The 12,287-nt window shown below is 63.1% G+C and carries 11 protein-coding genes; all 11 read right to left on the reverse strand.

Annotation, left to right across the window (positions count from 1 at the left end; genetic code table 11):
• Positions 1-24: 24 nt before the first annotated feature.
• Positions 25-813, reverse strand: a complete 789-nt coding sequence (gene recO, locus DTPSY_RS13120; RefSeq protein ID WP_015913967.1) for a DNA repair protein RecO — start codon at positions 811-813, stop codon at positions 25-27.
• Between the two features lie 253 nt (positions 814-1,066).
• On the reverse strand, positions 1,067-2,080 hold the full coding sequence (gene era / locus DTPSY_RS13125) for a GTPase Era (RefSeq protein ID WP_011806387.1): 1,014 nt from the start codon (positions 2,078-2,080) through the stop codon (positions 1,067-1,069).
• Positions 2,077-2,763, reverse strand: coding sequence for a ribonuclease III (rnc, locus tag DTPSY_RS13130; protein WP_015913968.1), 687 nt, complete (start codon positions 2,761-2,763; stop codon positions 2,077-2,079). The genes era and rnc overlap by 4 nt, the downstream gene beginning before the upstream one ends.
• A gap of 5 nt (positions 2,764-2,768) precedes the next feature.
• Positions 2,769-3,146 (reverse strand): DUF4845 domain-containing protein, encoded by a 378-nt coding sequence (locus DTPSY_RS13135; RefSeq protein ID WP_015913969.1) that lies wholly within the window; start codon positions 3,144-3,146, stop codon positions 2,769-2,771.
• Between the two features lie 27 nt (positions 3,147-3,173).
• Complete coding sequence (gene lepB / locus DTPSY_RS13140; RefSeq protein ID WP_041839063.1) at positions 3,174-4,151, reverse strand: signal peptidase I; 978 nt, start codon at positions 4,149-4,151, stop codon at positions 3,174-3,176.
• A 5-nt stretch (positions 4,152-4,156) separates the two neighbouring features.
• Positions 4,157-5,965: a translation elongation factor 4 gene (gene lepA / locus DTPSY_RS13145; RefSeq protein WP_015913971.1), complete on the reverse strand. Its 1,809-nt coding sequence runs from the start codon at positions 5,963-5,965 to the stop codon at positions 4,157-4,159.
• Positions 5,966-6,405: 440 nt separating this feature from the next.
• Positions 6,406-7,878, reverse strand: coding sequence for a DegQ family serine endoprotease (locus DTPSY_RS13150; RefSeq protein ID WP_015913972.1), 1,473 nt, complete (start codon positions 7,876-7,878; stop codon positions 6,406-6,408).
• A 97-nt stretch (positions 7,879-7,975) separates the two neighbouring features.
• Positions 7,976-9,001, reverse strand: coding sequence for a MucB/RseB C-terminal domain-containing protein (locus DTPSY_RS13155; RefSeq protein ID WP_015913973.1), 1,026 nt, complete (start codon positions 8,999-9,001; stop codon positions 7,976-7,978).
• A gap of 65 nt (positions 9,002-9,066) precedes the next feature.
• Positions 9,067-9,690, reverse strand: coding sequence for a sigma-E factor negative regulatory protein (locus DTPSY_RS13160; RefSeq protein ID WP_015913974.1), 624 nt, complete (start codon positions 9,688-9,690; stop codon positions 9,067-9,069).
• Positions 9,691-9,730: 40 nt separating this feature from the next.
• Positions 9,731-10,366, reverse strand: a complete 636-nt coding sequence (gene rpoE, locus DTPSY_RS13165; protein ID WP_015913975.1) for an RNA polymerase sigma factor RpoE — start codon at positions 10,364-10,366, stop codon at positions 9,731-9,733.
• Positions 10,367-10,987: 621 nt separating this feature from the next.
• The gene (fabF, locus tag DTPSY_RS13175; RefSeq protein WP_015913977.1) at positions 10,988-12,232 is read right to left on the reverse strand and encodes a beta-ketoacyl-ACP synthase II; all 1,245 of its coding nucleotides are present in this window, start codon (positions 12,230-12,232) and stop codon (positions 10,988-10,990) included.
• Between the last annotated feature and the right edge of the window lie 55 nt (positions 12,233-12,287).

Raw genomic sequence — 12,287 nt, forward strand, 5'->3', positions numbered from 1 at the left:
CGTGGAAAGCCTGAGGACAGCCTCTCAGAGTTTTTGCAGATCCATCATCAGCTGGCGCGTGCGCAGCAAGGGGCTGCCGCAGTGGTATTGCAGCAGCGCACGCAACTGTGTCTTGAGATCGGCCGCCACCGGCGCCTCGGCTGTCGCGATGGCCCGCAGCGTGGCGGTGTAGCGCGCGGGTTCGTCCAGCGCGCCCTGCAGGGCCAGCCACTGGCCCCCCGAAAGCGCTGCCCGGTCGGCCGACAGGGCCGGGCGCAGGCCGGCTTCCGGCACGAGCGCGTAGCGCGCCGCCGCGTGCAGCGGAGCAAGCGTGGAGGTCTCCGCATCCAGGCCCGGCAGCAGGCCGATCTCGCGCAGCAGCAGCAGCTCGAAGCTGCGCAGCACGGGCTCCAGCGCATCGCCATGTTCCCCCTCGTGGTCCACGGTTGCCAGCACGCGCACCACGCCGGCATAGGTATCGAACAGCGGCGCGTGGGTGTCCTCACGCGCCAGCAGCCGCAGGAGCAGTTCGTTGAGGTACAGGCCCGATAGCAACGCATCGCCCGTCGGCATGACATGGCCACCCGCCCACTCCGCGCCCTTGAGCGCATGGATCTCGCCATGCCCCTCGCCGCCCAGCGTGTAGGTCACCCGCAGCGGCTGCAGCGGCAGCAGCACGGGCCGAAAGTTGGAGGTGGGCTTCTTCGCCCCTTTGGCGACCAGCGCCACGCGGCCGTAATGGCGCGTGAACGTCTCCAGGATCAGGCTGGAATCACTCCAGTCGTAGCTGTGGAGTACGTAGGCGGGCTCGTCGGCGATGCGGCGGGCGGCCATGAATTGCTATCTTTTCAATAGCTCCCAGCGCTTGACAGATGAGCGCTGGAGGCTGATTTGCTTGAAAATCCGTGTGCAAGCATCCCCCGCGCCGCGTGACGTCGCCACTGCACCACCCGTCAGAGAGCAGCGAAACGGGCCACGCCAGAAGCCTGCGCGGAGCGAGCCTTGCCCAGCCACCGCGTCACCCCTGTGCCCGCGAAACGCAGCGCTGCGCGCAGGGGAAGACGGCACAGCCGTTCACGGGACGGTCCTATTCATAACCGAAGGAGCGCACGCGCGCTTCATCATCGGCCCAGCCGGAACGCACCTTGACCCAGACCTCCAAAAACACCTTGGCATCCATGAGCTTTTCAAGCTCCTGCCGTGCCTCGGTGCTGATGCGCTTCAGGCGTTCGCCCTTTTCGCCGATCACCATGGCCTTGTGGCCGTCGCGCTCCACCACGATGGTGGCCGCGATGCGGATGAAGCGCTTGTGCTGCTTGCTCTTTTCCTCATCGAACTTGTCGATGACCACCGTGGAGGTGTAGGGCAATTCGTCGCCCGTGAAGCGGAACAGCTTCTCGCGCACGGTTTCAGAGGCGAGGAATTTCTCGCTGCGGTCGGTCAACTCGTCCTCGGCATACCACCAGGGCTGCTCGGGCAGGTACTTTTCGCAGATGCCGTACAGGCGCTCGATATCGCCCTTGTTCTTGGCCGACATGGGCACGAACTCCGCGAACGGGTGGCGGCCCTGCATGTCCCGCAGCCACGGTGCGATCTCGGCGCGGCGATGCACGGTATCGAGCTTGTTGGCGATGAGCAGCGTGGGGATGCCCGGCTTGAACAGCGACAGCACCTTGGCGTCGGCCAGCGTGAAGCTGCCGGCCTCGACCACGAAGAGAATCAGGTCCACGTCGCCGATCGCGCCCATCACGGTCTTGTTGAGCGACTTGTTGAGCGCGGTGGAGTGCCGGGTCTGAAAGCCCGGCGTGTCCACGAACACGAACTGCGTGGCGCCGCGTGTGCGGATGCCCGTGATACGGTGGCGCGTGGTCTGCGCCTTGCGGCTGGTGATGGAAATCTTCTGCCCCACCAGCGCATTCATCAGCGTGGACTTGCCCACATTGGGTTTGCCCACGATGGCGATCAGCCCGCAGCGCTGCCCGCTGGCCTCGGCCGGGGCATCGCCGCCGGGGCGCGCGGCCGCCAGCATGGCTTCCAGGTCATTTTGGCCGCTAGCGCCCGAATCGTCTGCGCTACCAGCTACGGTTTCAGTAGCATTCATACGTTTTTCGCTTTCAACTGGACCAGCATGGCACTGGCGGCGGCCTGCTCAGCGGCGCGGCGCGATGCGCCGCTGCCGCGCTCCACGCGCTGCAACTCGACCACCTCGCACTCCACATGGAACACCTGGTTGTGCGCGGCGCCCGTGGTGGAGACGACCCGGTACTGAGGCAGATTCATTTTGCGGCCCTGCAGCCACTCCTGCAACGCGGTCTTGGCATCCTTCGCCGCCTCCTGCAAGCGCGGACTCAATTCCACGCCCTCGAACAGGCGGTGCACCAGCTGCTCGGCGCACTCATAGCCCGCATCCAGGTACACCGCGCCGATGATCGCCTCCAATGCATCGGCCAGGATGGACGGGCGCAGCTTGCCGCCGGACTTGGCCTCGCCCTCCCCCAGGCGCAGCACCGGCGGCAACTGCAGCCGCACGGCGATCTGGTGCAGCGAGTCCTGCTTGACGAGCAGTGCACGCACGCGCGACAACTCCCCTTCGGGCAGGTCGCGCATGCGGCGAAACAGCAGGCTGGAGACCGCGAGGCTCAGCACCGAGTCGCCCAGGAATTCCAGGCGTTCGTTGTGGTCCGCGCTGAAGCTGCGGTGGGTGAGCGCGCGCTGCAGCAGCGACGCATCGGAGAACTGATGCTGCAGGCGTTGCTGCAGTGTGGAGAGACTGGCCGGTTGCACTAAGACTAGTAATTCGGGGGTTGGGTCGATTCCTGGAAGCGGTAGACCAGGAAGGCCGGTCCCGCCAGGGCAATTTCACGCGAATAGCTGAATGACACCACGATCTTGTCATTGCGCTTGGTGATTTCCAGGTCCTTGCCGGCAATGGAATGGATGTCGTCAATGGCTGCTGCCCGGTCGAACGCTGCGCGGATCTCGGGCACCGTCGAGCCGTCGCGCGCCGCCTTCACCGCGGCCTTCTTGATCGCTAAGTATTCCAGGAAGATGGGTACGGACTGCCCGCCGATCGCGAATGCGGCCACAGCGATCAGGCCCACGAAAATCACGCCGATGAACGACAGCCCCCGCTGACGCGAACGAGTGGTGGTGCGTTGTGCTCCCATGTCTGCTTCCCTCTCTGCCAATACTGGTTAGTTGAATGGTCCGATGCGCTTGAGATTACCGAAGTTCATCCACACGAAGAAGGCCTTGCCTACGATGTTCCCGTCCGGCACGAAACCCCAGTAGCGCGAATCGAGCGAATTATCGCGGTTGTCACCCATCATGAAGTAGTGCCCTTCAGGCACCTTGCAGGTCACGCCCTCGACGCTGTAGCGGCACTGATCGCGGAATTGGTAATTGCTCGCACCCTGCACGAACGCCGGAACTTCGGGGTTGTTGAGAAGACGGTGCGGGTGTGCGCCCAGTTGCTCCTCGAACTGCTTGAAATAGCGCATCGCGTCCGGGTCGAAGAAGTCCGGTAGTGCCGTGGTGGGCACTGGCGTGCCATTCACCGTCAGGCGCTTGTTCAGGTAGGCCACTTCATCCCCTGGGATACCCACCACGCGCTTGATGTAGTCCATGTTGGGTTGGGGCGGGTAGCGGAACACCACCACGTCACCACGCTGCAGTGGATTGCCTTCAGTGATCTTGGTGTTGACCACGGGCAGACGCAAGCCATAGGTGAACTTGTTCACCAGGATCAGGTCGCCCACGAGCAGCGTCGGGATCATCGAACCCGAGGGAATCTTGAAGGGCTCGAACAGGAACGAGCGCAGCAGAAAGACGATGGCGATCACGGGGAAGAGCCCCGCAGTCCAGTCCAGCCACCAGGGTTGCATGAGGATGCGCCCCTTGGCTTCCTGAAGGTCGTCCTGGTCCACCTTCTGGATGCCCATGCGATCCAACTCGGCGCGGCGCTGGGCCGCTGCGGCCTCCAGTGCCTGCGCGGCCTGGCGGCGCCGGGGCAGGAAGATGAAGCGCTCGGCCAGCCAGTACGCCCCGGTCACCACCGTGGCCAGGAACAGCAGCAGCGCGAAGTTGCCTTCGAGCGCGCCGAAATACCACGCGCCCACATAGCCCACGAATGCCGCGAGAACCGCGGCCGTGATGTATTGCATGACTTGCACAGCGATCAATCCTCAACCTGCAGAATCGCCAGGAAGGCCTCTTGCGGCACCTCCACCGACCCAATCTGTTTCATGCGCTTCTTGCCTGCCTTCTGCTTTTCCAGCAGCTTGCGCTTGCGGGTGATGTCGCCGCCGTAGCACTTAGCCAGCACGTTCTTGCGCAATGCCTTGATGGTCTCGCGCGCGATGATGTTGGCGCCGATGGCCGCCTGGATGGCCACGTCGAACATCTGGCGCGAGATGATCTCGCGCATCTTCGCCGCCACCGCGCGGCCGCGGTATTGCGACTGGCTGCGGTGGACGATGATGGACAGCGCGTCCACCTTTTCGCCGTTGAGCAGGATGTCCACCTTGACCACGTCGGAAGGGCGGTACTCCTTGAACTCATAGTCCATCGAGGCATAGCCGCGCGAGACGCTCTTGAGCTTGTCGAAGAAGTCCAGCACGATCTCGCCCAGCGGCAGTTCGTAGGTCAGCATGACCTGGCGGCCGTGGTACTGCATGTTCATTTGCACGCCGCGCTTCTGGTTGGCCAGCGTCATGACCGGGCCCACGTAGTCCTGCGGCATATACAGGTGCACGGTCACGATGGGCTCGCGGATCTCCTGAATCTTGCCCTGGTCGGGCATCTTGGACGGGTTCTCGACCATGATGACCTCGCCGTCGCCCTTGACCACCTCGTACACCACGCTGGGCGCGGTGGTGATCAGGTCCTGGTCGAATTCGCGCTCCAGGCGTTCCTGCACGATCTCCATGTGCAGCAGCCCCAGGAAGCCGCACCGGAAGCCGAAGCCCAGCGCCTGCGACACCTCGGGCTCGAAGTGCAGCGAGGCATCGTTGAGCTGCAGCTTTTCCAGCGCGTCGCGCAGCGCGTCGTACTGGTTGGCTTCTGTCGGGTACAGGCCGGCAAACACCTGGGGCTGGATTTCCTTGAAGCCCGGCAGCGCCTCCGTGGCGGGGCCCAGGTTGTTGGGCAGCTTCTTTTCCAGCGTGATGGTGTCGCCCACCTTCGCTGCCTTCAGTTCCTTGATGCCGGCGATGATGTAGCCCACCTCGCCCGCCTCCAACGCATCGCGCGACTGCTGCGCGGGCGTGAACACACCGAGGTTGTTCGCCTCGTAGGCAGCGCCGCTGGCCATCATCTTGAAGCGTTCGCCCTTCTGCAGCCGGCCATCGACCACACGGACCAGCATGACGACGCCCACGTAGGAGTCAAACCAACTATCGATGATCATCGCGCGCAGCGGCGCGTCGGGCTTGCCGCGCGGTGCCGGCACCTTGGCGACGATCTGCTCTAGCACGTCGTCGATGCCCATGCCTGTCTTGGCCGAAATGGCAATGGCTTCGCTTGCGTCGATGCCAATCACATCCTCGATCTCGGCCTTGGCGGTGTCTGGATCGGCCTGGGGCAGATCCATCTTGTTGAGCACGGGCAGCACTTCCACACCCAGATCCAGCGCGGTGTAGCAGTTGGCCACGGTCTGCGCCTCGACGCCCTGCGATGCATCGACCACCAGCAATGCACCCTCACACGCCGAAAGCGAGCGCGACACCTCATAAGAGAAGTCCACGTGGCCCGGCGTATCGATCAGGTTCAGGTTGTAGACTTTGCCATCACGCGCCTTGTATTGCAGTGCCGCGGTCTGCGCCTTGATGGTGATCCCGCGCTCCTTCTCGATGTCCATCGAGTCGAGCACCTGTGCTTCCATCTCCCGGTCGGCCAGTCCCCCGCAGCGTTGGATGATGCGGTCAGCAAGCGTGGACTTGCCGTGGTCAATGTGCGCAATGATCGAAAAATTTCTGATGTGGTTCATCAACGGGATACGACAAGTATTTGAACTGCAAGGCTCATGACAAGAAAAAAGGGCGCGTCAAACAAGCGACGCGCCCTGAACCAACAATCTTTGGCAACTGCGATAGTTGGAGCTTCATTGTAGGCAAAAAGGCCCCGACAAGGGGTGCGTCCTACAAGCGCCCGGGGTCGTTGCCGGGCTGCAACGAGGCACTTATCCACATCTTATTCAACCAACACATCTCAAATTGCTGAATAACAAGTGAACAAGCCATGGAAAACCTGTGCATGACTTAGCGCGTTTTCCGCATGGCGACGTTCAAGGTGGAGTTATATTGATTGGCGCCTTTGAAACGCACTTATTCTATCAATAAGTACATAGCGCCCCGTTGATACCAACCCTGCGAAAGAGCGTTCCCCGCTACGGAATCGCAGGGCGCCAGCGATCCCTGGCGACGCGGCTTAGCGGTTCGGGCGGATCAGTGCATATTGCGCCCATTCGCCGCGACGGAAAAGCACGTTGATGGGTTTCCCCATGTCAGCCTTCGCTAGTACCGCTTCGAAATCTTTGAGGTTACGGACTTCGGTGTTAGCCAGCGCGACGATCACATCGTCTGCCCGCAGGCCGGCACGCGCCGCCGCGTCGTTGGCAGAGACCACGCGCACCCCCCCCTTCACCTTCAGCTCCTTCGCCTGCGCAGCGGTCAGGTCGGCAACGACCAAGCCGATCTGCTGAGCCGCTGTCGAGGACTTGCCCTTGCCTTCTGCTTCGGCTGCCTTGGCTGCCACCTTTTCATCGGGCTCCACCTCGGCGATGGTGATCGACAGGTCGCGCAATGCGCCACGGCGGAACACCGTGATATGGGTCTTGGTTCCTGGCTTGGTGTTGCCCACCAAGCGGGGAAGGTCAGACACCTTCTCGACGGCCTTGCCGTCATAGCGCGTGATCACGTCGCCCGCCTCGATGCCAGCCTTCTCCGCGGGGGATCCAGTCTCCACGCCGCGCACCAGCGCGCCGTCGGTTTTGCCAAGCCCGATGGACTCCGCCACATCCTTGGGAACCGAGCCAATCTGAACACCAATGCGGCCACGGCTCACGCGACCGCTCACGCGCAGTTGCTCGCTCACGCGCATGGCCTCGTCAATGGGAATGGCGAACGAGATACCCATGAATCCGCCGGAGCGGGAGTAGATCTGGCTGTTGATGCCCACCACCTCACCCCGCATGTTGATCAGAGGGCCGCCGGAGTTACCGGGATTGATGGCCACGTCCGTCTGGATGAAGGGCAGATAGTCGCCCGTATCGCGCTGCTTGGCACTTACGATGCCGGCGGTCACGGTGTTTTCCAGGCCAAAGGGAGAGCCGATTGCCATGACCCATTCACCCGCCTTAAGACGGCCCACGTCACCCACCTTTACCGCGGGCAGTCCCGTGGCGTCGATCTTGACGACGGCAACGTCGGTGCGCTTGTCCGAGCCAATGATCTTGGCCTTGAACTCCCGCTTGTCCGTCAGCGTCACGATCACTTCGTCCGCACCCTCCACCACGTGGGCGTTGGTCATGACATAGCCGTCAGGACTCAGAATGAACCCCGACCCCACGCCACGCGGCTGTTCTTCTGGCTGCGGACGCTGCGGCCCCTGCTGGCGTGGAATGTTGGGCACCGGGACACCAAAACGCCGGAAGAACTCCAGCATGTCTTCATCCATGCCCCCGATGGAGGGCCTCGCCGTCACCTTCTCGGTTGTGCGAATGTTCACCACGGACGGCCCCACCTGCTCGACCAGTTCGGTGAAGTCAGGCAGGCCACGCACCACGGCCGCAGGCTGGGCCTGCACCGAAGCGGGCGCCGCCACCAAGCCTGCGCCGCCCATTGCCAAGGCGATGGCCACAGCGCAGGGCCACCATGCGCGCTTTGCACGGAGTTTCGTCATCATCAGCCTTTCTTTTCCAGACAACCCGCAACAGCGGGAATAGCGGTTTGTGGGAAAGCGGCGCGCATTGGTTCCCGTACACCGGGAACGGCGCGCATCACTCGTCCTTGCGTTGGACGGACTCGATGAACCGCTGGAGCGTTCGGGCGGGAACTTCCCCCACAGCGGTCACCCAGGCAGTTTTGTGCACCTGCCGGCCCACCACTTGTGTGGCGCCCATGCTGGCACTGCGCACAGATGCAGCATGGCGTGCGGCATCGAACGGCTCCACAAAGACGGAAAGCGTGGCCAAACCGTCTGAATAAATGCACTGCAACAGCGGGCCGGACGCCATGGCCATCACGTCTTTGCGATAGCAGCCCTGGGAGACGAATCCGTTCACCGCCTCGCCCATGGTCCAGCCTTGCGCTTCGGCCGTCGTCCGCTGAAGAGGGACCTTCACGAGACGATACCCCTGCAAGTCCTCCATCATCTGTTCGATGCGCGACAGATCCGCCGGGACATCCAGATTCAGTTCCGAAAACGCCGCCTGCTCCAGGAGCCGACCCTCGCCGTCCAAGGTCTGCATCTTGACAACCAGTCCAGACACACGATCCACCCAGATTTGGTAGCCGAATCGCCAGGCGTCACGGGGCTGGAATAAAAGCCGATCGGCATCCCTCCCGGCCACGCGCTCCTGCCCAAGCGCCCGCAGTGCGTAATGCTGCGAAGGATGGACACCCTTGGCATCGGCAACACGCGGAAAAGCACCAGGCACATCGCGCAGTTCGCTGCGTACCACACGGGCCTGCGGAAGGAAGGTGCGGACCTCCTCTTCGCGCCGGAAGACCACCCGTGGTGTTCCGCTCAGCGCCTCGACCCGCTCAATTTGCCGCGCACCCTCGCAGGCATGCCAGATCCGGGAACTGACCATGGCCCCGTTGGAAGAAAGAACCACGAACGTGCCACGGTAGCTGCGAAACAGCGAAGCATGGTGCATGCGCGCAACCCACTCCGCCACATCGCGTGGTTCGCCAGGGGTCGTTGGTGCGGGGCCTGACATGCAATTCGCCGTAGCCACGCCATAGAGCATCAAACCGCCACACACCAACCACCATGACCGCAACCTGCGGCAGCACTGCATTACTTGCCACCGAATCACGCGCCTGGACTCCCTAGCCTAGACATTCCAACGATGAGCCCGACCCTTTAGCGCGCAGGCGCTTCAAACGTGGCGTTCCGCAGGAAGCCTGCGGGCATCTGCAGTGCGGTCGTGCTGCCAAACTGCTTGTGCGCCGCGAGCAACTCATCCAGACGCGGATCACGCAACATGACCTGTTGCCCATCAGGGCCGGCGGCTGTGGCCAGCAGAGCGGGCGCCGTGGCCGTCATGACTGGCTGGGCCGCCGCCAACTGCGCGCCTGCCGCGCGGCCGTCACCTTCGACGCCCAGATAAACACTCCATCCAACAGCCGCGACTGCGGCAAACGACGCGAACCCTGCCGCCACCTTCCAGCGGAACACTGCGGCGTTGGCTGCGTTGTCTTTCGTCCGCCCCACCTTCATAGAGGCCACGTGACCTACTTCCACGGCCGCCAAACGGGGCGCCGGTTCGCGCGCCAGTTGCGTGCGCAGGCGGTCTACGAGTTCAAGGTCTCCCATGCCCGCTGCTTCAGAACTGCGCAGGGTGTCACCTATCAAATGGTAGAGCTGCCACGTCGCCCGCCCCTCGGCGTTCGCGGCATAGGTGAGCGCGTGCGCAAATTCTTCGCCCTGCAACTCCCCATCGGCCAAAGCCGACAGCTGTTCTCGCATCATCATGTCGTCGTTCATGGTGTTTACTCGCCAAACCGCGCCATTGCCATTCACACGCCTACCACCGCTTGCCGGAGCGCTTCTCCAGCAAAGGCTTGACCCGCGCGGAAATTGCCTCGCGCGCACGGAAGATCCGCGAGCGCACCGTACCGATGGGGCATTCCATGGCTAAGGCAATTTCCTCGTAACTCAACCCCTCGATCTCCCGCAGAGTCACGGCCTGCCGCAAATCCTCGGGCAATGCCTCCATGGCCGCATTGACAGCGGCAGCGATTTCCTGGGCCGCCAACACGGTTTCGGGGGTTTCGTCGCTGATTAGTTCACGATCCAGGAAGGAAGTTTCATCTTCGGAGTCGCTGCTGCCGCGAAGAGCGCTCTCCGTGACAACCGGATTGCGTTTCATGTCTACCAGCGCCTTCTTGGCGGTGTTCACGGCGATGCGGTAGAGCCAGGTATAGAACTGCGCCTCTCCACGGAACTGGTGCAAGGCTCGGTAGGCGCGCAGAAAGGTTTCCTGCGTGATGTCGGCCACCAGATCGGTATCGCGCACCATACGCCCCACCAGGCGCTCAATGCGCCGCTGGTATTTGATAACCAGAAGTTCATAGGCGCGCTGGTCCCCCGCGACGGTGCGCTCGACCAATCGCAGATCACTGTCGGCGGGCTCTTGGGGCGCGGGCGATGGGGTCGTCATGTCTTGTGGGATGCTCCGCCACCCTGCGGGGGTGGCATTCCGTCGGTTGTCTGCTTCGCGGGCGCGCTAGCGAGGGGGCCGCCACGGGCGCGCGAATATACCGCACGCCGCAGAGCCGGCCATTGGAGAGGGTCGCTCCTGCATTCCATCCACAGCCATTGCCGTGTGTGGGATGCCCCTTGCACGGAAAGCATCAGGATGGTCTGAAAGTCAAGATGCACCCTGAGAGACGGATCCACGGGCATACGTATGCCCGTTCGCCCAGTCTCCAACCACCATAGGCTGCCATCCCACACCAAAAAGCCTTCCGGCAGGCGGCGCCAGAAGCGCCAGGCCGCCGCCATACCCAACACCCAGGCCACAGCGCCAACCCAGGCGCGCATGGCCAGGTCGGGCTGACGTCCATGGGATAGCAACCAGACCGATAGACAGGCCATGCCGGCCAGCGCCAACACGACAAGGGTGCGGGCCACCACGACCGAGCGGCCATAGGGGTAACGAACGGCGGGAGCGTGCAAGGACTCACGCATGGCGGACGTTAGCCAAACACTGGTGAGGACGAGCCCGCCCGATGATCCAGAGACTCGCGGACGCGCCGGCCGCCGCGCCAGGCCCGATCAATCAGACGCGCCGAAACACCAGCGTTCCGTTGGTGCCACCAAAGCCAAAATTGTTCTTGACTGCGATGTCGATCTTCATGTCCCGCGCCGTGTTGGCACAGTAGTCCAGATCGCACTCCGGATCCTGCTCGAAGATATTCGTGGTAGGAGGCACCTTCTGCTGGTGCAAAGCGAGTACGGTGAACACACTCTCAATGCCTCCCGCTCCACCAAGCAAATGCCCGGTCATCGATTTGGTCGAACTCACCACCATCTTCTTGGCATGGTCACCCAGTGCCGCCTTGATGGCATTGGTTTCGTTGAGATCCCCCAGCGGCGTGGACGTGCCGTGCGCATTGAGGTAATCCACCTCGTCGGCATTCACGCCGGCATTGCGCAGTGCGGCAACCATGGCACGCCGCGGGCCATCCATATTGGGTGCCGTCATGTGCCCGGCGTCGGCGCTCATGCCATAGCCCAACACCTCGGCGTAGATGCGCGCGCCACGCGCCTTGGCGTGTTCGTACTCTTCCAGCACCAGAACCCCCGCACCCTCGCCGAGAACGAAGCCATCGCGGTCCTTATCCCAGGGGCGTGACGCCGTCTGCGGATCATCGTTGCGCGTGGACAGGGCACGCATGGCTGCGAAGCCGCCCACACCCAGGGGCGAGACGGTGGACTCCGTACCGCCAGCGACGATCACATCGGCATCCCCGTATTCGATCTTGCGGGCCGCTTCGCCGATGCAGTGCAGGCCCGTGGTGCAGGCTGTGACCACCGACAGGTTCGGTCCCTTGAAGCCGAAGCGCATCGACACCTGGCCAGCCACCATGTTGATGATGGATGCAGGGACGAAAAACGGCGTGATGCGGCGCGGCCCCCGGTTGGTCAACTCCGCATGCGTGTTCTCGATCAGCGGCAGTCCGCCGATGCCGGAACCAATGATGCAGCCGATGCGGGTGGCCAATTCATCGTCCAGCGCCTCGCCCGTGGGCAGACCAGCGTCGCGCACTGCCTCTTCGGCCGCCGCGATACCGTAATGGATGAACGTATCCATCGTGCGCGCATCTTTGGCACTGATGAAGGAGTCCAGGTCAAAACCCTTGACCTCGCCAGCTATCTTGCAGGCAAAGTTCGTCGTATCGAACTTGGTGATGAGGTCTATGCCGGATTTCCCGGCGAGGATGTTGGCCCAGGCATCGGCCACCGTATTGCCAACGGGGGTGATGCAACCCAGGCCGGTCACGACAACGCGACGACGGCTCATGCGCTAAACCTTTGCTGATGGGATGCCGCGCCCCAGGGAGTGCGGGGCGGCAGCG

Source organism: [Acidovorax] ebreus TPSY (assembly GCF_000022305.1).
Classification (GTDB): domain Bacteria; phylum Pseudomonadota; class Gammaproteobacteria; order Burkholderiales; family Burkholderiaceae_C; genus Diaphorobacter; species Diaphorobacter nitroreducens.

Bases quoted from the DNA above. Each gene is read 5' to 3' on its own strand.
- DTPSY_RS13155 (WP_015913973.1), bottom strand. From the start codon at position 9,001: ATGCAGTGCTGCCGCAGGTTGCGGTCATGGTGGTTGGTGTGTGGCGGT.
- DTPSY_RS13135 (WP_015913969.1), bottom strand. From the start codon at position 3,146: ATGGGAGCACAACGCACCACCACTCGTTCGCGTCAGCGGGGGCTGTCG.
- lepA (WP_015913971.1), bottom strand. From the start codon at position 5,965: ATGAACCACATCAGAAATTTTTCGATCATTGCGCACATTGACCACGGC.
- recO (WP_015913967.1), bottom strand. From the start codon at position 813: ATGGCCGCCCGCCGCATCGCCGACGAGCCCGCCTACGTACTCCACAGC.
- fabF (WP_015913977.1), bottom strand. From the start codon at position 12,232: ATGAGCCGTCGTCGCGTTGTCGTGACCGGCCTGGGTTGCATCACCCCC.
- DTPSY_RS13150 (WP_015913972.1), bottom strand. From the start codon at position 7,878: ATGACGAAACTCCGTGCAAAGCGCGCATGGTGGCCCTGCGCTGTGGCC.
- rpoE (WP_015913975.1), bottom strand. From the start codon at position 10,366: ATGACGACCCCATCGCCCGCGCCCCAAGAGCCCGCCGACAGTGATCTG.
- DTPSY_RS13160 (WP_015913974.1), bottom strand. From the start codon at position 9,690: ATGAACGACGACATGATGATGCGAGAACAGCTGTCGGCTTTGGCCGAT.
- era (WP_011806387.1), bottom strand. From the start codon at position 2,080: ATGAATGCTACTGAAACCGTAGCTGGTAGCGCAGACGATTCGGGCGCT.